Source organism: Sphingomonas sp. HF-S4 (assembly GCF_032911445.1).
Classification (GTDB): Bacteria; Pseudomonadota; Alphaproteobacteria; order Sphingomonadales; family Sphingomonadaceae; genus Sphingomonas; species Sphingomonas agrestis.
The window spans coordinates 1344206-1367820 of the sequence record NZ_JAWJEJ010000001.1 but is presented as its reverse complement, the minus strand read 5'-3'; the positions used below and the strand labels follow the sequence as shown (position 1 = coordinate 1367820).

Here is a 23615-nt window from a genome sequence, read left to right as displayed (position 1 = left end):
GATCATGCGACCGACTTTCTGGCGGGCCGCGCTCGCTTTGGGCTGCGCCAGCATCGCGGCGCAGGGCGTCGCGCAGACGCGGAAGCCCGCCGATGTCGATCACGCCCGCCTGCTTGCAGCGGACAAGTCCCCCGGCGAATGGATGGCGCCGGGCCGCACCTATGACGAGCAGCGCTTCAGCCCGCTCGACGCGATCAACGCCGGCAACGTCGCGAGCCTGGGCCTCGCCTGGTACGCCGACCTGCCGGTCGATCGCGGGGTCGAGGCGTCGCCGCTGATGATCGGCGGCGTCCTCTACAATATCGAGCCGTGGAACGTGACGGTCGCCTATAACGCGCGCACCGGCCGCGAGCTGTGGCGCTTCGATCCCAAGGTCGATCGCGAAAAGGGCAAGATCGCCTGCTGCGACATCGTCACCCGTGGGCTGGCGGCGTGGAAGGGCAACATCCTCCTCGCCACGCTCGACGGCCGACTGATCGCGGTCAATGCAAAGTCGGGAAAGCCGGTGTGGAGCGTCAATACGCTCGAGCCGGTCTGGCCCTACACCATCACCGGTGCGCCGCGCGTGTTCGACGGCAAGGTGCTGATCGGCAATGCCGGCGCCGAAGGCGCGGCGCGAGGCTATGTCACGGCCTATGATGCCGCGACCGGCAAGCAGCTCTGGCGCTTCTACACCGTCCCCGGCGATCCCGCGAAGCCGCAAGCCAATCCGATCCTGGAGATGGCCGCTAAGACCTGGAACGGGCAATGGTGGAAGGTCGGCGGCGGCGGCACCGTATGGGATTCGATCGTCTACGATCCCGATCTCGACTTGGTCTATATCGGCACCGGCAATGGGGGGCCGTGGGCCCAGCGCTATCGCAGCCCGGGCGGCGGCGACAACCTGTTCCTCTCCTCGATCGTCGCGCTCAATGCCAAGACCGGCGCCTATGTCTGGCACTACCAGACCACCCCCGGCGATGAATGGGACTATACCGCCACCCAGTCGATGATCCTCGCCGACCTGGTGATCGAGGGCAAGCCGCGGAAGGTGCTGATGCAGGCGCCCAAGAACGGCTTCTTCTACGTCCTCGATCGTGCCACCGGAAAGCTGATCTCGGCCAAGCCCTTCGTGCCGATGAACTGGGCCAGCGGCATCGACATGGCCACCGGCCGCCCGAACGTGAACCCGGAGACGCGCTATGGCGAGACCCCGGTATTGCTCACCCCGGGTCCCGGCGGGGGGCACAATTGGAACCCGATGGCGTACAGCCCCAGGACAGGGCTCGCTTATTTCCCGGTGACCGAGATGTACATGGCGTTCTCGGTCAACCCCGGCTTCAAGCAGACGCCGGGCAACATGAGCCAGCTCGGCATCTCGACCACCGGCTATGAGCTTACCCGCAAGGCCGCGGCCGCTTATGCCGCGGCGAACAACAAGGCTTGGCTGACCGCCTGGGATCCGGTCAAGCAGAGGGAGCGCTGGCGCGTGCCATACCCTGCACGCGGCAGCGGCGGCATCCTCGCCACTGCGGGCAACCTCGTCTTCCAGGGCACGATCGCCGGCACCTTCGCGGCCTATCGCGCCGATACCGGCGACAAGCTCTGGGAGATGCCCGTCCAGCAACTCCCGATCGCCGCGCCGATCGCCTACAGCATCGGCGGCGAGCAATATGTCGCGGTCAATGCCGGCTGGGGCGGGGGGCTCGCGCATTCGAGCACCGCCAAGGCACTCGGCTTCCCGATTTCCTCACCGCGGCTGCTCGTGTTCAAGCTCGGCGGCAAGGCGCAATTGCCTGCATTGGCCGAGGTGGAGCCGGCGCTCGAACGCCCCGCCGACACCGTGGCAGCGCCGGAGATCGTCGCCCATGGCGAGGAGCTCTACGCCCAGCATTGCGCCACCTGCCACGGCGAGGCCGCGCGCGGCGGGATCAAGGATCTGCGCCGGATGACCCCGGCGACGCACCAGCAATTCCTCGACATCGTCCTGCGTGGAGCCCGCCTCGAAAAGGGCATGGCGAGCTTCGCCGACGTGCTGGGAGAGGACGATGCCAAAGCGGTCCACGCGTATCTCAAGCGCCGTGCGAACGAGGATTGGGCGGAAATCCTCAAGGGCAATTGAGCGTCGGGCCCCGACTACTCCCCTCGCTGAAAGGGAGGGGTAGGGGTGGGTGCGCGCGTCTGCTCAAAGAGCTCTTAAGCCCAGCATCGAAGCGCTGGTCGAGGCATCGAGCCTCGTCCGTCGCTGAACCCACCCCCCGGCCCCTCCCCGCAAGCAGGGAGGGGCGAACAGGTTATTCCACCCGCTCGAAATGCCCGGTCTCGAACCCGTCGATCGCCAGCGCCAATATCCGCTCGGCCACCACTTCGGGCGCCTTCACCGTCTCGGCATTCTCGCCCGGGAAGGCGCGCGCACGCATCTTGGTCCGGGTCGCGCCGGGATCAACGATCACCACGCGCACGCCGCTGACATGGCGCACTTCCTCGCCATAGCTCAGCAGCAGATTCTCGAACGCCGCCTTGGAGGCGCCATAGCTCCCCCAATAGGCCCGCGGCGTCCGCCCGACGCTCGAGGTCAGCCCGATCACCCGCGCCTGGCTTCCCGCACGCAGCAGCGGGTCGAACGAGGCGAGCATCGCCGCCTGCGCGGTGACGTTGAGCGTCAGCACCTTGGCGAATTCCTTGAAGTCGATCGCGCCGACCGCGGTCAGGCTGCCCAGCGACGCCGCATTGAGCACGAGCAGGTCGAGCGCGTTCCAACGCTCCGACACCGCAGCCGCCAGCCGCGCGATGCTCTCATTCTCGGTCAGGTCCATCGGCGCGATCGTCGCGCTGCCTCCGGACGCGTAGATCGCCTCCTCGACTTCCTCGAGCCCGCCCGCGGTACGCGCGGTCAGCACGACATGCGCGCCGGCAGCGCCGAGCGCCCGAGCCGTAGCGGCACCAATGCCGCGGCTGGCGCCCGTGACGAGGGCGATCTTATCTTGAAGAGGACGTTCGGACATTACCATTCCCGTTCGCGCTGAGCTTGTCGAAGCGCCGTACTGCGCTTGCCCCGCCCTCTAGGAAGAAGGACGGCGCTTCGACAAGCGCAACGCGAACGGAATATGTGGATGCCCTCAGCCCACACGCTCTTCGAGCAGCGCGAACTGGTCCGGCGGCGGCGCCAACTCGTCCTGGTCGGTGAGCGTGGTTGGATAGTCGCCGGTGAAGCAGGCATCGCAATATTTGGGGTGGATGTCGGCGCGGTGCGCTTCGCCCAGCGCCTTGTAGAGCCCGTCGATGCTGATGAATGCCAGACTGTCGGCATGGATGAACCCGGTCATCCCCTCGACGTCGAGCTTGGCGGCGAGCAGCTTGGCGCGTTCGGGCGTATCGACGCCGTAGAAGCACGAATGCCGCGTCGGCGGGCTGGCGATGCGCATATGCACTTCGGCGGCGCCCGCCTCGTGCATCATCTGGACGATCTTGAGGCTGGTGGTGCCGCGCACGATCGAATCGTCGATCAGGACGATGCGCTTGCCCTTGATCAGGTCCTTGTTGGCGTTGTGCTTGAGCTTTACGCCGAGGTGGCGGACCTTGTCGCCCGGCTGGATGAAGGTGCGGCCGACATAGTGCGAGCGGATGATCCCCAGCTCGAACGGGATGCCGCTCTGCTGCGCATAGCCGATCGCCGCCGGCACACCCGAATCGGGGACGGGGACGACCAGATCGGCCTCGACCGGCGATTCGATCGCCAGCTGCGCGCCGATCGCCTTCCGGACCGAATAGACCGAGCGATTGTCGCTGATCGAATCGGGACGTGAGAAATAGACGTACTCGAAGATGCAGGGCCGCGCGGCTTGCGGTGCGAAGGGCTTGTGCGAGCTGATCTCGCTGCCCTTCACGATAACCAGTTCGCCCGGTTCGACGTCGCGGACGTACTCGGCACCGACCACGTCGAGCGCCACCGTCTCGGAGGCGAAGATGATCGCATCGTCGAGCTTGCCCATCACCAGCGGGCGGATACCGAGGGGGTCGCGGCAGGCGATCATGCCTTCCGGGGTCATGCAGATCAGCGAATAGGCGCCCTCGACCTGCTTCAACGCGTCAATGAAGCGATCCATCAGCGTGCGGTAATGCGATGTCGCGACGAGGTGGATGATCACTTCGGTGTCGCTGGTCGACTGGAAGATCGAGCCGCGGCGGACCAGATCGCGCCGCAGTCGCATCGCGTTCGAGATGTTGCCGTTATGCGCCACCGCGAAGCCGCCGGTGGCCAGCTCGGCATAGAGCGGCTGGACATTGCGGATCGCAGTGTCGCCGGTGGTCGCATAGCGGACATGCCCCGCGGCGGTGCCGCCCGAAAGGCTGCGAATCACGTCGTCGCGGTCGAAATTGCCCGCGACATGCCCCATCGCGCGATGCGAGTGGAACTGGTGGCCATCGAAACTCGTGATGCCCGCTGCCTCCTGGCCGCGGTGTTGGAGCGCATGGAGTCCCAGCGCCACGAGCGCCGCAGCGCCTTCGACGTTGGAAACACCGAAAATGCCGCACTCTTCGCGCAGCTTGTCATCGTCGAACGGGTGTGTGGTAAGCATCAGCCCTCAAGGGGGTTGGGAACGCGTTGCCGGCCATATAGGCGCTTCGCCCGCGTTTGTCGCCGGTTTGTCACGGTTAATTGAACTTGGTCCCGGTTTCGTTGGTTTTTCAAGGCGAAAGGAGCCCCGGCATGGCCAAGGACCACGGACCCCAGATCAAGAACGACAAGCTTTACGAGGATCTTCGCAAAGACGGTGCCTCGAAGGAAAAGGCCGCGCGCATCGCCAATGCCAAGGCGGCGGGCACGCTGGACCACAAGGGCACGCACCTCGAGGATCGCTCGAAGGACGAACTCTATGACGAAGCCAAGGAGATCGGCATCGAAGGCGGCTCGAAGATGGACAAGGACGAACTCGCCGACGCGATTCGCGAGCATTGAGGCCCAAGGGCAGGTCCTCCTCCGCTCCCCACCCGCAAGCGGAAGGGGAGCGAAAGAATCCAGAGCGTGCCGCCTGTGCTTCCCTCCCGCGGAGCGGGAGGGGGCGGGGGAGGGACTATACTGCGCCCTTCCGTGACCTCCACGACTTGGTTAGAGCGAACGCGTGACCGACGACCGCGACACCAGCCTCGCCCTGAACCCCAAATACGACGCCGCCGGGCTGATCACCGCCGTCGCGACCGACGTGGCGACCGGCCAGCTGCTGATGCTCGCGCATATGAACGCCGACGCGCTCGAAGCCACGCTCGCCACCGGCGAGGCGCATTTCTGGTCGCGCAGCCGCAACCGGCTCTGGAAGAAGGGCGAGACTTCGGGGCACGTCCTCAAGGTAGTCGAGGCGCGGATCGACTGCGATCAGGACGCGCTCTGGCTCAAGGTCGAGCCTCAGGGGCCAGCCTGCCACACCGGCGAGCGGAGCTGCTTCTTCCGCCGCATCGAGGACGGACGCCTGGTCCGCGACGCATGAGGGCCGCGCTGGCGCTGGTCCTGCTGCTGGCGGCCTGTTCGGGCGGGGAGGGCGGCGGCAACGTCCAGGCCCCGCAGGATCTCGAAAGCGCGGCAATCGAGCGCGGGCTGGTCCGCGACCCCGACGACAGCGACCTGACCGGGCTCTACGCCCGCGATACCGACCGGATCTGCGTCGTCCGCACCGGCTCGGCCTATCGCATCGGCGCCTATGTCGATTATGGCGACCGCATCACCTGCAGCGGCGCCGGCACCGTCGAGCGCAGCGGCAGCACGCTCAAGGTCACGCTGGGCGGGGAAGGGTGCACTTTCGACGCGAGCTATGACGGCGACCGGATCAAGTTCCCGGGCGTGTTGCCAGACGCGTGCAAGAAGCTCTGCGCTCGCCGCGCCGCCTTCACTGGCCTCGAAGCCACCCGCCTCAGCGAATCCACCGCCGAAGCCGCCGCGATGCGCGACGCGGGTGGAAGAAGGTTGTGCGGCGACTAGCCCTGCAGTGGAGCGCGTTAGGGAAGGTTGCCCAGGATGCGCGCCGCTCCTAAAGCCGCGGCATGGCCGATCCCTTCTACATCTCCACCGCAATCCATTACCCCAATGGCCGTCCGCATATCGGCCATGCCTATGAGATGATCGCCGCCGACGCGATCGCGCGCTACCAGCGCCAGCACGGCCGCGACGTGTTCTTCCAGACCGGCACCGACGAGCACGGCCTCAAGATGGTCAAGACCGCGCGCGACCGCGGCATCGAAGCCCGCGAGCTCGCCGACGAAATGTCGAGCTACTTCCGTGAGATGGCAGAGAAACTCGACATCTCGTGCGATCGCTTCATCCGTACTTCAGAGCCCGAACATTATGCCGCGAGCCAGGCGATCTGGCAGGCGATGGCAGATGCCGGCGACCTCTATCTAGATCGCTATGAAGGCTGGTATTCGGTTCGCGACGAGGCATTCTACGAAGAGAAGGAACTGACCGACGGGGAAGGGGGGAAACTCTCACCTCAGGGCACCCCCGTGGAATGGACGGCCGAGGAGACCTGGTTCTTCAAGCTTTCGAAGTACCAGCAGCCTTTGCTCGATTTCTACGCCGCCAATCCCGATTTCATCCGCCCCGAATCTCGCCGCAACGAGATCCTGCGCTTTGTCGAGGGCGGGCTGGTCGACCTCTCGGTCAGCCGCACCAGCTTCGACTGGGGCGTGCCGGTGCCCGGATCGCCCGATCACGTCATGTACGTCTGGGTCGATGCGTTGACCAACTACATCACCGGAGCGGGCTATCCCGACGATAGGGAACGCTTCGCCAAATACTGGCCGGCGGACATCCATCTGATCGGCAAGGACATCGTCCGCTTCCACGCAGTCTATTGGCCCGCCTTCCTGATGTCGGCCAACCTGCCGCTGCCCAAGCAGGTCTTCGGCCACGGCTTCCTGCTCAACCGCGGTGAGAAGATGTCCAAGTCGGTCGGCAACGTCGTGGATCCGATGCAGCTCGCCGAGCTCTACGGCGTCGATGCGTTGCGCTATTTCCTACTGCGCGACGTCAGCTTCGGCAATGACGGCACGTTCAGCGACGAAGCGATCGTCACCCGCGCCAACGCCGATCTGTCGAACAGCTTCGGCAACCTCGCCCAGCGCGTGCTCGCCTTCATCGCCAAGAATTGCGAGGGCCATGTCCCCGGGGGCAGGGCAGAGGAGGCCGACGCGGCGTTGCTCGCCGAGGTGGACGTCGCCTGCGCCGCCTTCCGCACCGCGTTTGACGATCTCGCGCTCAGCCAAGGCGTCGAGGCGTGGATGACCGGCGTGTTCGCCTGCAACCAATATATCGACGCCGCGGCCCCCTGGGCGCTGCGGAAGACCGACCCCGAGCGGATGAACGCCGTCCTGCGCACCCTGCTCCGCGCGATCCGCCGCCTCGCCACGACGATCCTGCCGGTGATCCCGACGTCGGCAGGCAAATTGCTGGCCCAGCTTCCCTCCGAGGACGACGAGGACTTCCGCATCGCCGCGCCGAGCCCCATCTTCCCGCGACTGGAATTGCAGGCGAGCGACGCGTGAGACTGGCCGACAGCCACTGCCACCTGATCTACAAGGGCCTGGGCGAGCAGCAGCCCGAGGTGCTTGCACGCGCCCGCGCCGCCGGCGTGGTGGCGATGCTCAACATCTCGACCCGCGAGAACGAATGGGATGACGTCATCCATGTCGCCGAGCGCGAGGCGGACGTCTGGGCCAGCGTCGGCATCCACCCGCACGAGGCCGACCAGCATCCCGATGTCGACACGACCAAGCTCGTCGAGCGCGCCCGGCACCCCCGCGTCGTCGGCATCGGCGAGAGCGGGCTCGATTATTATTACGACCATTCGGACCGCGACCGCCAGCGCGCCAGCTTCCGCGCGCACCTCGCCGCGTCGCGCGAGACCCAGCTCCCGATCATCGTCCACACCCGCGACGCCGAGGACGACACTGCCGAGATCCTTCGCGACGAAATGGGGAAGGGGGCGTTCCCCGGCGTGATCCACTGCTTCACGGCGAGCGGCGCCTTTGCCGATATCGCCCTGGAACTCGGGCTCTACGTGTCGATTTCCGGTATCGTGACCTTCAAGAATGCCAAGGACCTCCAGGAAACCGCCGCGCGCCTGCCGCTCGACCGCCTCCTGATCGAGACCGACGCGCCGTTCCTCGCCCCCGTGCCCCATCGCGGCAAGACCGGCGAACCCGCCTTCGTGGCGGACACGTGCCGCTTCCTCGCCCAGCTCCGCGGCGAAGACCCCGAGGCGCTGGCCGAGGCCACCCGCGCGAACTTCCACACGCTCTTCGCCAAGACGCTGGCGTGAGCGGAGGCGGATGCTGAAGATCCGCATCCTCGGCTCGGGCACCTCCTCGGGCGTGCCGCGGATCGGCAACGACTGGGGCGCCTGCGATCCGAACGAGCCGCGCAACCGCCGCACCCGCGCCTCGGTTCTCGTCTCCACGGACACCACCACGATCCTGGTCGATACCAGCCCCGACATGCGCGAGCAGCTGCTCGCCGCGGGCGTCTCGAATGTCGACGCGGTGATCTGGACCCACGACCATGCCGACCATACCCACGGCGTGGACGACCTCCGCCAGCTCATGCACATCCGCAACGGAGAGCCCGTGCGTGGCTATGCGCGGCCGTTCACCCGCGAGCAGCTCGAGGCCAAGTTCCACTACGCCTTCTTCGGTCGCGCCGGCTATCGCCCGACCGTGGCGCTGGAGACGCTCTCCGACAGCCTCGTCATCGGCGACATACGCATCACCGTCGCCGACCAGCCGCACGGCGGCATCGTCTCGGCCGGCCTTCGATTCGATAGTGAATATAAATCAATAGGATATGCCACAGACTTCCATGAGATGACGAACGAAATGCGGGTGCTCTATTCCGGGCTCGACATCTGGGTGGTCGATGCCCTGCGCCGCGCGCCGCACCCCACGCATCCCAACCTTCAGCAGGTGCTGGGCTGGGTAGGGGCGTTGCACCCTCGTCGCGCCGCGCTGGTTCATATGGACCAATCGATGGACTATATGCGCTTGACTGCCGAGCTGCCTCCAGGGGTCGAGCCCGGCTTTGACGGCCTGGAGATGCGCGCGTGAGCGAATGGGACAGCATGGACCTGATCTATCTGGTGGGCGTGCTCGTGCTCGTCCTCAGCGCGCTCTCGGTCCGGAAACTGTCGATCGGCTTCGTGCTGCGCTCGCTGGTCACCTGGGCGCTGATCATCGTGCTGACTGTCCTCGCGGTCGCGCACCGGCACGAGATCGGCGCGGTCTTCGCCGCCGCCACGGCAAAGCTCGGCATCGACGACCAGCAGGTCGATGGCGAGACCGTGCGCATTCGCATGGCGCCCGACGGCCATTTCTGGGCGCGGGTGAAGTTGAACGGCGTCGAGAAGCGCATGCTGATCGATAGTGGCGCGACGATCACGGCGATCTCGGCACGCACCGCCGCCGCGGCGGGTATCGGCGAGAGCCGCGGCATGCCGGTGATGATCGAGACCGCCAACGGCACGGTCACTGCCCGGCGCGGCCGCATCGAGCAGCTCGCGATCGGCCCGCTCGAAACCCAGGACCTTGGCGTCGTGGTCTCGGACAATTTCGGCAATCTCGACGTGCTCGGCATGAACTTCCTGTCCAAGTTGCATAGCTGGCGCGTCGAGAACCAGACGCTGATCCTGGTGCCCAAGGCGGGCGCCAGCGAAACCGGCACCGACGCCAGCGTCGCGCCCGAGCCCCAACCCAAACGCCGCCTCCGCCGCGACGATATCTGACGTCAGTCGCGGGCGTGGACGATCGCCCAGCGGTCGGCATAGACGCGGTGCCATCCGGGCGTACGGTCGAGCAGGGCGACCAGCGGGTTCTCGGGCTCGAGGATCGTCCAGCGGATCCCCCAGCGCCGCACTGCGCGTGTCAGCGCCTGCGCGTCGCCCTGGATGATGCGCTGATGCTCGAACAGGAAGGCATCGCCATACATGTCGCCACGCCCGTCGATGAACGGCCGGATACCGGCAAGGATCAGCGGCCCGCCAAAGCCATAGGCGTTGAGCACCGGGCGTCCGCGTAGCTCAGACGGAATGTGAGCGATCGCGGTAATGGGGTTGGAGGCGCTGTCCTGGCGCGGAATCGCCAGCGGCAGCCGCACCGCCGCGATCAGCGCCAGTCCCAGCGCGAACATCGCCACGGCCAGCCGCGCACTGCGCACCGGCTGCGGCGATGCACCCGAGAGCGGCCCGGCGAGCAGCAGCACGCCAAGGATCGCCACCAGCGGCTGATGACGGACATGTGCGATCGCCAGGTACAGGATCGCCGCGAGCAGCACGATCCGCACCACCGACAATCGCGGTCGGCGGACCAGCGCCAGCAGCCCGGTCCCAGCGACGATCGCCAGGAACAGCCAGTCCTGGCCCGGCTCGGTCCGCCGCCATTCCATGATCAGCGGCAGCGCCTTCATCCCGCTCACCTGGAGCGGGTAGAGCAGGCCATGCACCCCGTGCGGCGTCAGCAGCGACAGCGCCAGCGACGCCAGCCCGAAACCCGCCCAGCCGAAAAAGGCCCCGCGCCGGTCCGCCGCCTGCACCAGCGCCTCGAGCGCGAACACGCCGACCAGCACCAGCCCGACGATGAAGCTGGCATGGAGGTTCGCCCACACGATCATCAGCGGCGCGGCGAGCAGCGGCGGCGCGCGCCCGGCCTCGCGCGCGCGCAGCAGCACGATCGTCCAGCCGGCGAGCAGCGGCCAGGCGAAGATGTGGGGCCGGGCGAGGGTGAAGGGGGCCAGCATCGCCGCGACCAAGGTCAGCGCGACGATCACCCGCGGCACCGCGAGCCAGCGGCGCAGCTCGAGCCCGAGCAGCACGAGCAGCCCGCCGACCGCGCCCGCGGTCAGCACCGCCAGCCCGCCCCACGAAGCCGCCGTGAACGCCGCCGCCATCATCACTTCCGCCAGCCATTCGTGCGCGATCCATGGCCGCCCGGCAAAGGTGAACGAAAAGGGATCGCCCTCGGGCACCGATCCGGTCGCGAGGATCAGCCGCCCGGCGCCCAGGTGCCAGCTCGTATCGCCATCGTTGAACAGCGCGGGCGCAAAGGCGAGAAACGCCGCGACCGCCAGCGCAAAGCCGACCAGCGCCAGCGCGCCGCGGTCGATCGGGGTGCGCAAGGCACGAAGTGGCATGTATCGTCTCTCCGGGGCGCGCAATCGGGTTGCGCCGTCCTGTAATGTCACGCGCAATTTGTCATGGGAGATTTGCAGGTTCGCTAACGCGAGGTTTGAGCGCCTACGAACGCGGCGAGCCCAGAGCGGGCCGATCGACACGCGCGATCGGAATCCGCGTGTTCGGCAAATACTCCGTCACCCCGGCCTTGTGCCGGCGTCCACCGGGCGGCAAGCTTCGGCGATGGTCGGCTTGTCCAGCCGGCGCGGCGGGGGTGGATCCCGGCATAAGGCCGGGGTGACGGTGGCCTTGGACGACGACCCAGTAAAAACTTATCTGGATTTTACATAATGTATATTATCGTTCTAGCCGATGCGGCGTTCCGGACGCTAATCCGAGCCATTCCCCTCGCGATCCTCGCCTTATGCTCGGCATCTCCCGCCACCGCGCAAAGCGTCGAACCGGCCTATACCGAAGCCTGCTTCTATTCCGACCAAACCGGCAGCTTCGAAATGGCCAAGGACTGCGCCACCACCGACATCGAGCATCCCCAAATCGCCCCACACATCGTCGAGAGCCTCCATTACGACCAGGGCCTCGCGCAGGTCTCGATCTCCCGGTCCGGCATCTATTATCGCCACCGCGACGGCCGCATGGCCCAGATGTTCGTGTTCGACAATGGTCCCGATCCGTTCTCGCAGGGCCGCGCCCGCGCGCGGATCGACGGCCGCCTGGCCTATGTCGACCGGCGCCTGCGCGTTCGCATCCGCACCGGCTATGATTGGGGCGAACCCTTCGAGAATGGCCGCGCCGCGGTGTGCATCGGCTGCGCGATCACGCCGGTCGACGCCGGCGAGCATCACGTCGTCACCGGCGGCCGCTGGGGCGTGATCGACTGTCACGGCCGCGAGCTGGTGCCGTTGCGCTACACCACCGCCGAACTCGCCGCGCGGCGCCCCGCCAAATCGGCGCGCGGCTGCCCGCGCTGAGGCTTTGCCGATCGCCACGCATCGCCTATCGCTCGGCGATGACCGAACCGACCATCGCCCGTCTCGCCGCGATCATGACCCGCCTGCGCGATCCCAAGACCGGCTGCGAATGGGATACCGTCCAGACCTTCGAGACGATCGCACCCTATACGATCGAGGAAGCCTATGAGGTCGCCGACGCGATCGCCCAGGGCGACATGGCCGATCTCAAGGACGAATTGGGCGACCTGCTCCTTCAGGTCGTGTTCCACAGCCGCATCGCCGAGGAAGCCGGGCATTTCGCGCTCCAGGACGTGATCGATACGATCAGCGACAAGATGGAGCGCCGCCACCCGCATATCTTCCTCGGGGCAACCGAGGGCGGTCATCATTTGTGGGAACAAATCAAGGCCGCCGAGCGGGGCGCCAAGGGCCATGAAAGTGCGCTCGACGGCGTCGCGCTCGGCCTCCCCGCCCTCCTCCGCGCCGAAAAGCTCCAGAAGCGCGCCGCGCGCACCGGCTTCGACTGGCCCGACGCCAGCGGCGCCCGCGCCAAGATCGACGAGGAACTCGCCGAGGTCGAGGCCGCGCAGACGCCGGATGAGACCGAGGAAGAGATCGGCGACCTGCTCTTCGCAATGGTCAATTGGGCGCGGAAACAGGGTGTCGATCCCGAAGCCGCGCTGCGCGGCGCAAACGCTAAGTTCGAAAAGCGTTTCAAGGCGATGGAAGCCGAAGCTGGGGATTCGTTCGAAGGCCTCGACCTCGACGGCAAGGAAGCGCTCTGGCAGAGGGTCAAGGCGCGCTAATGTCGTAACTCGTACTTTCCGTCATCCCGGCGAAAGCCGGGATCTCAGGCCGCAGGGATCTTTCGCATGAGATCCCGGCTTTCGCCGGGATGACGGTTTGCCTCAGCCAATCGAAAAGGGGGAAGCCACATGAAGTTCTTATGGATGACTTCGTTGTTGATCGCTGCCCCCGCCGCAGCACGAACCGATAAGCAACTCGAAGCCGTGCTCGCCCGCTGGGACCGCGACGAGCATCCCGACCTCAAGGCAGTCGTGGTGCTGCGCGACGGCAAACGCATCGCCGAGCGCTATTACAACGGTGAGACGCCCGACACGCTCCATGACATCCGCTCGGCAGGCAAGAGCGTCACCAGCCTGCTGGTCGGCATCGCCCTCGACCGCGGCGGCATTCGAAGCCTCCGCGACCCCGTCTCGGCCTATTGGTCCGAGGCCAAGGACAGCGCGATCGGCAGCGTTACGCTGGCCGATGTGCTGACGATGCGATCGGGGCTCGCGGCGTTCGACGAGGATCCCAAGTCTCCGGGCAACGAGGATCTGCTCGACGAAGCGAGCGACCCACTTGCCTTTACTCTGGGCGTTCCCCGCGCCGACCCGCCGGGCACGGTCTATCGCTACAATTCGCTCACCGCCTATCTCGCCGGCATCGTCGTCGCTCGGGCGTCGGGGCGCTCGATGGTCGATTTTGCCGACGATCATCTGTTCCGCCCGCTCGGAATCACGCAACGGCGCTGGGCGAGCGATGTCGCGGGCTACACCAAGGGCCAGGGAAATCTGTGGCTGACGGCACGCGGGTTCGCTGCGATCGGCGAGATGGTCCGTGGTGAGGGCGTGTATCGGGGCCGCCGGATCGTCAGCGCCACCTGGCTGCGCGAGGCGCTCGCGCCGCGCGTGCCGATCGCCGACAGCGATCCCTATGCCGATGCCTATGGCTATTTCTGGTACGCCAAGACCCATCAGATCGGCGGGCAGGATGTGCGCGTGTCGTTCGCCTCGGGCAATGGCGGCAACAAGATCTATGTCGTCCCGTCGCGCCGCATGGTGGTGGCGATCACGTCGAGCGCCTATGGCCGCGGCTATGGCCAGCGCCGGTCCGAAACGATCCTCAAGGCGCTGCTCGATCCCGATCGACGCTAAACGGGCTTAACCCTGCCGTGTCAAAAACCGCTCATAGTCGCCCGGCGCCATTCGCACTTCGTACACCGCCTGCTCGTCCTCGATTCGCTGCTCGACGACCTCGCCATGCTGGTGGAGCCACGCCGCGCCCGCCCCGTCGCTGGTGGGTAGCGTGACCGTGTAGCGGCGATGCCCCGCGGTCAGTCGCGCGGCGACGGTCTGGATCAGCGTATCGACGCCCTCCCCCGTCCAGGCCGAGATCGGCATCACGTCCTCGCGCCGGCCCGCGTCCTCAAGCGCCTGTGCGCGGCGCTCGTCGTCGAGCAGGTCTAGCTTGTTCCATGCCTCAAAGCGCGGCGTAGCTTCGGCCACCCCGATCTCGCTGAGCACCTTTTCGACATCGGCGCGCTGCGCCTCGCTGTCGGGGTGCGCGATGTCACGGACATGGATGAGCAAGTCGGCCGAAACCACCTCCTCCAGCGTCGCCTTGAACGCGGCGACGAGCTGGGTCGGCAGTTCGGAAACGAACCCCACCGTATCCGACAGGATCGCCTTGTCGATCCCGGGCAATGCGATCTGCCGCAGCGTCGGATCGAGCGTAGCGAACAGCAAATTCTCCGCCATGACGTCAGCACCGGTCAACCTATTGAAAAGTGTCGATTTTCCCGCATTGGTATAGCCAACGAGCGCAATTATGGGCCAGGGTGCGCGCTGGCGCCGGTCGCGGTGAAGCGTGCGAGTGCGGCTGACCTGGTCGAGTTCCTTCTTGAGCCGCGCCATCCGGTCACGGATCAGCCGGCGGTCGGCCTCGATCTGGGTCTCGCCCGGGCCGCCGAGAAAGCCGAAGCCGCCGCGCTGGCGCTCCAAGTGCGTCCAGCTACGCACCAGCCGGCCCGCCTGGTAGTCGAGATGCGCAAGCTCGACCTGGAGCCGGCCCTCGGCCGTGCGCGCGCGCTCCCCGAAAATCTCGAGGATCAGGCCGGTGCGGTCGATTACCTTGCAACCGAGCGCGGTCTCGAGGTTGCGTTGCTGGACGGGCGTCAGGGCTGCGTCAAAGACGGCGAGCTGAAGCTCGGAATCGCGAACGCTTTCCGCGATCGCCTCGACCTGGCCCGAGCCGATCAGCGTCCCCGGCTTGGGTTGCCGGAGCTTCACCGCGAGCTTCTCGCGCACCTCGACCCCGATCGCCGCGGCGAGCCCGGCAGTCTCCTCCAGCCGAGCCTCCGCGTCGCGCGAGCTGCCGCCCATGTCGGGATAGACGACAACCGCACGCGCGCCGCGGGTGAACTCGTCGGCGTCGCGATCGAAACCAGTACTCATGCGGCCATCAATCGCCGTCGGTGCCGTTCGTTTCCTCGGCGAGGTTGAGCGGATGCGCCGGCTGGATCGTCGAGACGGCGTGCTTGTAGACCAGCTGCGCCATGCCCTCGCGCTGGAGCAGCATGCAGAACAGGTCGAACGCAGCGATCTGGCCCTGGAGCATCACGCCGTTGACCAGGAACATCGTGACGTTTTCCTGCTGCTTGCGGACCGCGTTGAGGAAAATTTCCTGCAAGACCGGGTTCTTGTGCTGGAACTCTCCAGCGGATTCGAGGAGCGCGGCAAGGTCGATCTGGCCCGCCGGCATGATCGTCGAGATGGCGTGCTTGTAGATGAGCTGCGACTGGCCGTCGCGGCGCAGCAGCACGGAGAAATTGTCGAACCAGGTGACGATGCCCTGGAGCTTGACGCCTTTCACCAGGAACATGGTGACCGGCACCTTCGAGCGCCGGAGCGAGTTGAGGAAAAGATCCTGAAGCGAGGTCTGCTTCTCGGCCATGTTGATTTCCTTCTATTCTTGGCGGGCTCATGTCCCGCGTCGCGCCGGTTCCCGGCGTCGGAATGTCGCGCCACCTCGGCGCTTGGGTCAGTCTAGGCGCTGCGCCCCGCCGCGTCCATATGCCCGCTTGAAGCCGCGATGCGATTTCCCTAGATCGGCGGCGCGAGGCCACGCCCTCCCCTGCATCTTCGCAGGCCAATGCCCGGGACGGCCCGGCCTTCCAAAGGAGGGCCCGATGGCCTGGATCGCATTGTTCTTCGCCGGCCTGCTCGAAGTCGTCTGGGCCTATTTCATGAAGCTGTCGGACGGCTTCACGCGGCCCGGTCCGGCGATCGCCACCTTCGTCTTCATGTTCCTGAGCTTCGGCCTGCTCGCCTGGGCGATGCGCCAGCTTCCGCTCGGCACCAGCTATATGATATGGACCGGGATCGGCGCGGTCGGGGCCTTCATCGTCGGCGTAGTGCTGCTCGGCGAAAGCGCCAGCCCGATGCGGCTCGCCGCGGCCGCGCTGATCGTCGCCGGGATCAGCCTGATGAAGCTTGCTACGCCCTAGGCTACTCGTCGCGCGTCTCGGTGATCCCGAGCAGCTTCAATTTGCGATGCAGCGCCGAGCGCTCCATCCCGATGAAGCTCGCGGTGCGCGAGATGTTGCCCGAGAAGCGGCGGATCTGGACGCGCAGATACTCGCGCTCGAAGCTCTCGCGCGCTTCCTTGAGCGGCGCGCCCATGATCGCGGTGGCGCCGCCGCCGGGCCCCGCCTCCCCCTGTCGCCCCAGCACCTCGGGAGGCAGCAGGTCTAGGTCGATCCGCCCGATCCGATCCCCCGGCGCGAGGATCACCGTGCGCTCGACGACATTGCGCAGCTGGCGAACATTGCCCGGCCATTCATAGCTTTGCAGCGCGACGATCGCATCGGGTGCGATCTCGGGCGTCGGCACGCGGCGCTCGCTGGCATAATGCGCGACGAAATGCTCGACGAGCACCGGGATGTCCTCCCGCCGCTCGGTCAAAGGGGGAATCGCAACCGGAACTACGTTGAGCCGGTAATAGAGATCCTCGCGGAAGCGCCCCGCGGCAATCTCGGCCATCAAGTCGCGCGCAGTCGCCGAGACGACACGGACATCGACCTTGACGACCCGCGTGCCGCCGACGCGGCTGAAGCTCTGATCGGTGAGCACGCGCAAAATCCGCGCCTGCGTCGCCACCGGCATATCGGCGATCTCGTCGAGGAACAGCGTGCCACCATGGGCTTGTTCGAGAAGCCCGGGGCGGACCAGGTCGCCACCCTCCTCCACTCCGAACAATTCCTCCTCGACTCGCTCGGGCGTCATCCGCGCCGCGCTGACGATCACGAACGGCGCAGCAGTGCGCTGGCTCCAGCCATGGAGCAGCCGTGCCGCGACTTCCTTGCCCACCCCCGGCCCGCCGGTGATCAGCACCCGGCTGCCGGTCGACGCGACGCGCTTCAAGGTAGCGCGCACGGTGTTGATCGCCGCCGAATTGCCGGTGAGGTCCGTCTCCCGGCCAACCGAGGCGCGCAGCGACACGACTTCGCGGCGCAGCCGTTCGGTCTCGGTCGCGCGCTCGACGAGCAGCAGCAGCCGCTCGGCCTCGAACGGCTTCTCGATGAAGTCGGAGGCGCCGCGGCGGATCGCGGCGACCGCGGTGTCGATATTGCCGTGCCCCGAGATCACCAGCACGGGGATCGAGGGATCGCGCCGCTTCATCTCGTCGAGCAGTTCGAGCCCGTCGAGCCGAGAGCCTTGGAGCCACACGTCGAGCAGCACCAAGCTCGGCCGGCGCTCGGCAATCGCTTCGAGCGCGGCATCGCTGTCGGCGGCACCGCGGGTGGCGTAGCCTTCGTCCTCGAGCACGCCGGCGACCAGTTCGCGGATGTCACGTTCGTCGTCGACGACGAGGATATCGAGGCTCATGAAGATTTTCCGGTTCTGGTAAGGGCAGGCGCGCGCGGTTCGGCGGCCTCGCCGTCGGAGTTCTGTTGCGCGAGTTTATCAAGCGCGTCGGTGTCGAAGCCGATCGAGACGACCGTCCCGCCGCCCGCACGGTCACTGAAGCCGATCGTGCCGCAATGCTCCTCGACGATCTTCTTGACGATCGCGAGGCCGAGGCCGGTGCCGCGGCTGCGGGTGGTCATATAGGGCTCGACGATGCGGTCTCGCTCGACGGGCAGGCCGATGCCGTTGTCGGCGATGGTGAGCAGGATGTGCTGCGGGTTCTGCTGGCGGATCGTCAGCACGACTTCGCCCTGCGGCAGCGCCTCGCCTTCGCCCCGCGCCTCGATCGCCTCGACGGCGTTCTTGATGACGTTGGTCAGCGCCTGCCCCATCTGGCGGCGATCCGAGACGAGGCTCGGCGGCTCGTCGGGCACGTCTAGCTCGAAGCGGATCGTCGGATGCGCGACTTCGTGGAGGAACATCGCCTGGCGCGCCATGTCGAGCAGCGATTCGCGGCGGAACAGCGGCTTCGGCATCCGCGCGAAGGAGGAGAATTCATCGACCATCCGGCGCAGGTCGCCGACCTGGCGCACGATCGTCCCGGTCAGCTGGCTGAAAACGCCCTCCCCGCCCTCGATCTGCTTGCCGTAGCGGCGCTGGAGCCGCTCGGCGGCGAGCTGGATCGGCGTAAGCGGGTTCTTGATCTCGTGCGCGATCCGCCGCGCCACGTCGGACCAGGCCGCGCGGCGCTGGTCGAGCAGTTGCTGGGTGATGTCGTCGAAGGTAAGCACCTGCCCGGCCTCGTCCGACGTTATCTTGACCGCGAGCGTCCGCGCCTCGCCGCCGACGGTGACCTGGACCACCGCCTCGCGCTCGGGTGCGTCGAGCAGCGCTTCGAGCTCGGGCGCGATCACGCCGAGCGGCTTGCCTACCGAGTCCACCTCGTCGCAACGCAGCAGCGCCAGCGCCGAGGCGTTCATCAGCCGCACCGTGCGGTCCGAGCCGATCGAGACCACGCCCGCCGACACGCCGGACATCACTGCCTCGATCAGCGCGCGCCGGCTCTCGAGCTGGGCATTGGCGGTGACCAGCGCGTTGGTCTGTGCCTGCAACTGGCTGGTCATCTGGTTGAACGCCCCGGCAAGCACGCCGATCTCGTCGCGCGTCTTGCGCTCGGGCACCCGTGCCTTGAGATCACCGGCCGCAACCTTACGCGCCGCGCCGACGAGTTCGTTGACCGGGCGGACCAGCCGGTCCGCAACCGCAAGGGCGATGAAGACTACCACACCGATGACGAACAGCGAGATAACCAGCAACGCGATATTAAACTGAACCTGGAAGGCGCGCGTACGGCTCAGCAGCGTCTGATAATCGGTGAGGACGGTGCGAACCCGCTCGACACGGTCGGCCATTTCCTTCGCACCGACTTCGCGCGTCGCATACAGGTAAAGCTCGGTCCCCTCGACACGGGCGAGCGAATAGGTCCGCTGAGCGTTGGTACCCACTACGCTTGGTGCGCCAGCCTGCATCTTCTTGATATCGTTGAACTCGATGTCCTGCATCGGGTTGCGATCGGAATTTTTGACGATCGCAAGTGTCTGGATTTGCCCCTTGGCATCGACGGAGAAAAGCACCGCATTCGACAGGCTGCGTTGATACACACCCTGGGCGAGTGTGCCGTAGAATTCCTTGCTGTCCGGCTCCCAGCGATATTCGAACAGCATGCGCCGCACGTCGTTCGCCATCGCGACATTCTCATTGTCGACATAGCTCAACAGTTGGGCATAGGATTCTTGCGCCAGCCGTTGCGAATTTTCGAGTATCCCGCGGTTGCGATCGGAGAACCAGAATTCGGCCGCATACTGAAAGAGCAGCGATGCGATCACCGCAAGCAGCACGGTAGGCACCGAGGCGAGCACCGAGAAAATTGCAACGAGCCGTACGTGGAGTCGTCCGTCCCCGCCTGAAGCCGATCGCGACGCATGCCGTTTCGCCACGCGCCTGCCCAACAGCACGATCAGCGAACCGCAAGAGATGAGGTTGGCGACGAGAAGGAGTGCGATCGTCGGCGGCGCCAATAGCTGCTCGGAAGAGTCGCGACCGATCGCCATCGCATAGGTTAGACCGGCGATCGCAACTGCGACTACCAGAACCCCGACCTCGACCGCGGGCGTGACACCGAAGCGCCGCTTGCGCGGTGCTGCTTCGGTGATCGGCTCGGTCACGGCATCCATCGTTGCCGGGATACAACGAGATTGTGGCAAAAAGAACACATAATTTTTGGTTACTCGTCGCTAATCGGAGCCGACTGGTCGATCACCGCCCATATCGATCCCCAACGTATCGAGCCTTTTCCGCAGCGTGTTACGATTGATCCCTAAGGCTCGCGCCGCGCGAAGCTGGTTGTTCTGGTGACGGGCAAGCATCGCCTCGATCAACGGACGTTCGACTTCGCCGATGATCCGTTCGTAGAGCGTGCCGTCGTCGAGCGTGCGCGGCTCTTCGATCGCCATCCGCTCGAGCCGGGCGCGTACCGCCGCGTCGATCCCGGGATCGCGAGTCGCCGGCTGGAAGCTGCTCGCCTCGCCGATCGCGCCGCGGATGCCCTCGGCATCGATCCATTCGTCGCGGCTGAGCGCAGCGATGCGGCGCATGAGGTTTTCCAGCTCGCGGACATTGCCGGGCCAGTCATAGCCTTCGAGCACCGCGACCGCGTCCTTGGCGAGCTGCTTTCGCGGTAGCCCAGCCTCGGCCGCTCGATCGAGGAAATGGCGCGCGAGCAGCGGCACGTCCTGGCGGCGCTCGCGTAGCGAAGGCAGGCTCACCGGCACGACGTTGAGCCGGTAGAACAGGTCTTCGCGGAACTGCCCGGTCTGTATCAGCACGCCCAGATCCTTGTTTGTCGCGGCGACGATGCGGACATCGGCGCGGATCGTCCGCGCACCGCCGACGGTGGTGAACTCGCCCGACTGGAGCACGCGCAGCAGCCTCGTCTGCGCGTCCATCGGCATGTCGCCGATCTCGTCGAGGAACAGCGTGCCCCCCGCCGCCTGCTCGAACTTGCCCGCCACCCGCGTCGCCGCGCCGGTGAAGGCGCCGCGCTCGTGCCCGAACAGTTCGGCCTCGATCAGCTCGCGCGGGATCGCCGCCATGTTGAGCGCCACGAACGGCGCGCGGCGACGCGGACCGAGATCGTGGACCGCCTTGGCGACGAGCTCCTTGCCGGTGCCGGACTCGCCCGAGATCAGCACGGTCAGGTCGTTGGCGACCACTCGAGCGATCACGCGATAGACTTCCTGCATCGCCGGCGAGCGCCCGATCAGCGTCGATCCTCCGGCGATCTCGGCCTCGGGCAGTTCGGCCGGCTCGCGTTGCCGCCGCGCCATCGCGCCGCGTACCGCCTGGGCGAGCACGTCCAAGTCGAACGGCTTGGGCAGATAGTCGAACGCGCCGACTTCGGTGGCGCGCACCGCGGTCGCCAGCGTATTCTGCGCCGAGAAGACGATGATCGGCAGCTCGGGATATTCGCTGGCCAGCCCCGCGGCGACGTCGAGCCCGTTGCCGTCGGGCAGCACCACGTCGGTTACCAGTACGTCGGGCACGCCGGCGGCCAGCGCGCGGCGCAGCTCGGCGATGCTTGCAGCGGTGGTCACCTGATGCCCCTCGCGCTTGAGCGCGGCGGCGACGACGGTGCGGATCGCCGCGTCGTCGTCGACGATCAGGACCGATCCGTTCACGCCGCCCTCGGCAGCAGGATGCGGAATACGGTCACTTCGGGCTCGCGCTCTCGGGCATATTGGATGATGCCGCCTTGATCGCGAACCAGCTTCTCGACGAGCGGCAACCCCAATCCCTTCCCCTCCGGCTTTCCCGACACGAACGGTTCGAACAGATGTTCGGCGATGTCCGCCGGCGCACCCGGACCATTATCGACCACGAGAATCTCGATCGGCAGCTTCTGCCGCGGGCGCCCCTGTCCCGTGCTCACCGACATACCGTGGCGATAGGCGGTCGACAGCATGATCCGCGGATCGGCCACTGCACCTCCCAGCGCTTCGGCCGCGTTCTTGAGCAGGTTGAGCAGCACCTGGAGGAATGCGTCGGGATCGATCAGCACCGGCGGCAGCGAGGGATCGAAATGCTCCTCGATCACCATGTCGCGCGCGAACCCCGCCAGCGCCACGCGCCGGGCGTGATCGAGCAAAGGATAGATGTTGGTCGGCGCCAGCTTGAGCGGGCGCGTATCGGTGAAGTCCTGCATCCGGTCGATCAGCGCGACGATGCGGTCGACTTCGGTGGTGATGAGCTGGGTGAGCTCGGCATCCTCGCCGGCATTCTGGAGGAGCTGCGCCGCGCCGCGGATCCCGGAAAGCGGGTTCTTGATCTCGTGCGCGAGCATCGCCGCCGCGCCGACTGCCGCGCGCGCACCCGCCGTGCGGTCGGCACCCTGCGCGACTCGGCGCGACTGCGGCGCGTGGTGGAGCGTGACGATGCGCCAGCCGGGCTTGTCGGCGATCGGGCTTTCGACGAAATCGACGCGCATCTTGGGGCCTCGAACCGCCTCGATCTCGGTGTCGAAGGCGGCGAAGCCATGGCCGTCGCGGCGATCGGCATAATCCTCGGGCGGCAGCAGCACCGCGTCATACGGCTGCCCGACCATCGTCGTCTCGCTATGGTTGAGCAGCAGCTCGCAGGCCGAATTGGCATGGGCGATGCGGCCGTCGGGGTCGATCACCAGCACGGCGACGGGCAACGCCGCGAACAGCTCGCCAAAGCCGGGTCCCGTCGGTTCCGGCTTGGCGCGCCTCAGGCTGCCGCGCGCGAAGACCATGGCGCATAGAATTCCGCGAGCATCTCGAGCACGACCTTGGGATCGGCCTGCTTGTTCACATTGTTCCTGAACTCAGCCGAGCCATGGATACCCTTGGTATACCAGCCGATATGCTTGCGCATCATGTTGACGCCGACTTCGTTGCCATAATGGCTGAGCGTATCGACATAATGCTCGACGATCACGCGATATTGCTCGTCGAGCGAGGGCTCAGGAAGCTCGGGCTTGCCGGTCAGCGCGTCCATCACCTGGCGCAGGATCCACGGTCGGCCATAGGCGCCACGGCCGATCATCACGCCGTCGGCGCCGGACTGCTCGAGCGCAGCGCGCGCGTCCTCGATTGTGCAGATGTCGCCATTCGCGATCACCGGAATCGACACGGCGTCCTTCACTTGGCGGATGAAGGCCCAGTCGGCGCTGCCCTTGTACATCTGGTTGCGCGTACGGCCGTGGACCGTGATCATCTTTGCGCCCAGATCCTCGGCGATATGCGCGAGTTCGGGGGCGTTGAGGCTGTCATGGCACCAGCCCATCCGCATCTTGACCGTGACCGGCACGCTAACCGCCTGGACGCACGCCTCGATCAGCGATGCGGCGAGCTTCAAGTCGCGCATCAGCGCCGAGCCTGCATCGCCGCTGGTCACCTTCCTGACCGGACACCCCATATTGATGTCGACGATCGCCGCGCCGCGCTCTTCGCTGAGCTTGGCGGCCTCGGCCATCTCATGCGGCGTACAGCCGACGAGCTGCATCGACACCGGGTTCTCGATCGGGTCCCAGGCGAATTTCTGGAGCGACTGACGGGTCTCGCGGATTGCCGCCTGGCTGGCGACCATTTCGGTGACGTTGAGCCCCGAGCCATAGCGCCGCACGACGCGGCGAAACGGCAGGTCGGTCACGCCGGTCATCGGCGCAAGCAGCACCGGGGCTTCGACCCGGACGAGGCCGATCTGGATAGGAGCGAGTTCGCGCATGATCTGCCTGAAAAATA

General features: G+C 66.4%; 22 protein-coding genes. 12 read left to right on the top strand and 10 right to left on the bottom strand.

Going from position 1 to position 23615, the window contains the following annotated elements; translation table 11 throughout:
- Positions 1-4 precede the first annotated feature (4 nt).
- Positions 5-2101, top strand: a complete 2097-nt coding sequence (locus RZN05_RS05830) for a PQQ-dependent dehydrogenase, methanol/ethanol family (RefSeq protein ID WP_317225677.1) — start codon at positions 5-7, stop codon at positions 2099-2101.
- 172 nt (positions 2102-2273) lie between these two features.
- On the opposite strand, the gene RZN05_RS05825 is transcribed toward RZN05_RS05830, so the two are convergent.
- Together RZN05_RS05825 and purF are read right to left on the bottom strand one after the other, a co-directional pair.
- Positions 2274-2984: an SDR family NAD(P)-dependent oxidoreductase gene (locus RZN05_RS05825; RefSeq protein WP_317225676.1), complete on the bottom strand. Its 711-nt coding sequence runs from the start codon at positions 2982-2984 to the stop codon at positions 2274-2276.
- 114 nt (positions 2985-3098) lie between these two features.
- Positions 3099-4559, bottom strand: a complete 1461-nt coding sequence (purF, locus tag RZN05_RS05820) for an amidophosphoribosyltransferase (RefSeq protein WP_317225675.1) — start codon at positions 4557-4559, stop codon at positions 3099-3101.
- Positions 4560-4690: 131 nt separating this feature from the next.
- Here purF and RZN05_RS05815 point away from each other — a divergent pair, with 131 nt between their 5' ends.
- From RZN05_RS05815 to RZN05_RS05785, 7 genes are all read left to right on the top strand, one after another.
- Positions 4691-4939, top strand: a complete 249-nt coding sequence (locus RZN05_RS05815) for a DUF7218 family protein (protein ID WP_317225674.1) — start codon at positions 4691-4693, stop codon at positions 4937-4939.
- 163 nt (positions 4940-5102) lie between these two features.
- Positions 5103-5465, top strand: coding sequence for a phosphoribosyl-AMP cyclohydrolase (gene hisI, locus RZN05_RS05810; protein ID WP_317225673.1), 363 nt, complete (start codon positions 5103-5105; stop codon positions 5463-5465).
- Complete coding sequence (locus RZN05_RS05805) at positions 5462-5953, top strand: hypothetical protein (RefSeq protein ID WP_317225672.1); 492 nt, start codon at positions 5462-5464, stop codon at positions 5951-5953. Before hisI ends, RZN05_RS05805 begins: the two co-directional genes overlap by 4 nt.
- A 62-nt stretch (positions 5954-6015) precedes the next feature.
- The gene (metG, locus tag RZN05_RS05800) at positions 6016-7515 is read left to right on the top strand and encodes a methionine--tRNA ligase (RefSeq protein WP_317225671.1); all 1500 of its coding nucleotides are present in this window, start codon (positions 6016-6018) and stop codon (positions 7513-7515) included.
- A complete protein-coding gene (locus RZN05_RS05795; protein ID WP_317225670.1) occupies positions 7512-8291 on the top strand; it encodes a TatD family hydrolase in 780 nt (259 codons plus the stop codon). Before metG ends, RZN05_RS05795 begins: the two co-directional genes overlap by 4 nt.
- A gap of 10 nt (positions 8292-8301) precedes the next feature.
- Positions 8302-9072, top strand: coding sequence for an MBL fold metallo-hydrolase (locus tag RZN05_RS05790; RefSeq protein ID WP_317225669.1), 771 nt, complete (start codon positions 8302-8304; stop codon positions 9070-9072).
- Positions 9069-9746, top strand: coding sequence for a retropepsin-like aspartic protease family protein (locus RZN05_RS05785; protein WP_317225668.1), 678 nt, complete (start codon positions 9069-9071; stop codon positions 9744-9746). Before RZN05_RS05790 ends, RZN05_RS05785 begins: the two co-directional genes overlap by 4 nt.
- Before the next feature lie 2 nt (positions 9747-9748).
- On the opposite strand, the gene RZN05_RS05780 is transcribed toward RZN05_RS05785, so the two are convergent.
- A complete protein-coding gene (locus RZN05_RS05780) occupies positions 9749-11149 on the bottom strand; it encodes a hypothetical protein (RefSeq protein ID WP_317225667.1) in 1401 nt (466 codons plus the stop codon).
- A gap of 330 nt (positions 11150-11479) precedes the next feature.
- On the opposite strand from RZN05_RS05780, the gene RZN05_RS05775 reads away from it, so the two are divergent.
- The 3 genes from RZN05_RS05775 (at position 11480) to RZN05_RS05765 (ending at position 14040) form a co-directional block, all read left to right on the top strand.
- The gene (locus RZN05_RS05775; protein ID WP_317225666.1) at positions 11480-12118 is read left to right on the top strand and encodes a WG repeat-containing protein; all 639 of its coding nucleotides are present in this window, start codon (positions 11480-11482) and stop codon (positions 12116-12118) included.
- Positions 12119-12156: 38 nt separating this feature from the next.
- Complete coding sequence (gene mazG / locus RZN05_RS05770; RefSeq protein ID WP_317225665.1) at positions 12157-12906, top strand: nucleoside triphosphate pyrophosphohydrolase; 750 nt, start codon at positions 12157-12159, stop codon at positions 12904-12906.
- 129 nt (positions 12907-13035) lie between these two features.
- On the top strand, positions 13036-14040 hold the full coding sequence (locus RZN05_RS05765; RefSeq protein WP_317225664.1) for a serine hydrolase domain-containing protein: 1005 nt from the start codon (positions 13036-13038) through the stop codon (positions 14038-14040).
- 6 nt (positions 14041-14046) lie between these two features.
- On the opposite strand, the gene hflX is transcribed toward RZN05_RS05765, so the two are convergent.
- Entirely contained in the window at positions 14047-15339 is a 1293-nt protein-coding gene (hflX, locus tag RZN05_RS05760; protein WP_317225663.1) for a GTPase HflX, read from the bottom strand.
- A 7-nt stretch (positions 15340-15346) separates the two neighbouring features.
- The gene (gene hfq, locus RZN05_RS05755) at positions 15347-15838 is read right to left on the bottom strand and encodes an RNA chaperone Hfq (RefSeq protein WP_317225662.1); all 492 of its coding nucleotides are present in this window, start codon (positions 15836-15838) and stop codon (positions 15347-15349) included.
- Between the two features lie 235 nt (positions 15839-16073).
- Here hfq and RZN05_RS05750 point away from each other — a divergent pair, with 235 nt between their 5' ends.
- Positions 16074-16391: a DMT family transporter gene (locus tag RZN05_RS05750; RefSeq protein ID WP_317225661.1), complete on the top strand. Its 318-nt coding sequence runs from the start codon at positions 16074-16076 to the stop codon at positions 16389-16391.
- 1 nt (position 16392) lies between these two features.
- On the opposite strand, the gene ntrX is transcribed toward RZN05_RS05750, so the two are convergent.
- From ntrX to dusB, 5 genes are read right to left on the bottom strand one after another with little or no spacing between them, the layout of a single operon-like run.
- Positions 16393-17772: a nitrogen assimilation response regulator NtrX gene (ntrX, locus tag RZN05_RS05745; protein WP_317225660.1), complete on the bottom strand. Its 1380-nt coding sequence runs from the start codon at positions 17770-17772 to the stop codon at positions 16393-16395.
- Positions 17769-20027 (bottom strand): sensor histidine kinase NtrY-like, encoded by a 2259-nt coding sequence (locus RZN05_RS05740; protein WP_317225659.1) that lies wholly within the window; start codon positions 20025-20027, stop codon positions 17769-17771. The genes ntrX and RZN05_RS05740 overlap by 4 nt, the downstream gene beginning before the upstream one ends.
- A gap of 60 nt (positions 20028-20087) precedes the next feature.
- Positions 20088-21530 (bottom strand): nitrogen regulation protein NR(I), encoded by a 1443-nt coding sequence (gene ntrC, locus RZN05_RS05735; protein WP_317225658.1) that lies wholly within the window; start codon positions 21528-21530, stop codon positions 20088-20090.
- On the bottom strand, positions 21527-22624 hold the full coding sequence (locus RZN05_RS05730) for a two-component system sensor histidine kinase NtrB (protein ID WP_317225657.1): 1098 nt from the start codon (positions 22622-22624) through the stop codon (positions 21527-21529). Before RZN05_RS05730 ends, ntrC begins: the two co-directional genes overlap by 4 nt.
- Positions 22600-23598, bottom strand: a complete 999-nt coding sequence (gene dusB / locus RZN05_RS05725) for a tRNA dihydrouridine synthase DusB (RefSeq protein WP_317225656.1) — start codon at positions 23596-23598, stop codon at positions 22600-22602. Before dusB ends, RZN05_RS05730 begins: the two co-directional genes overlap by 25 nt.
- Positions 23599-23615 lie beyond the last annotated feature (17 nt).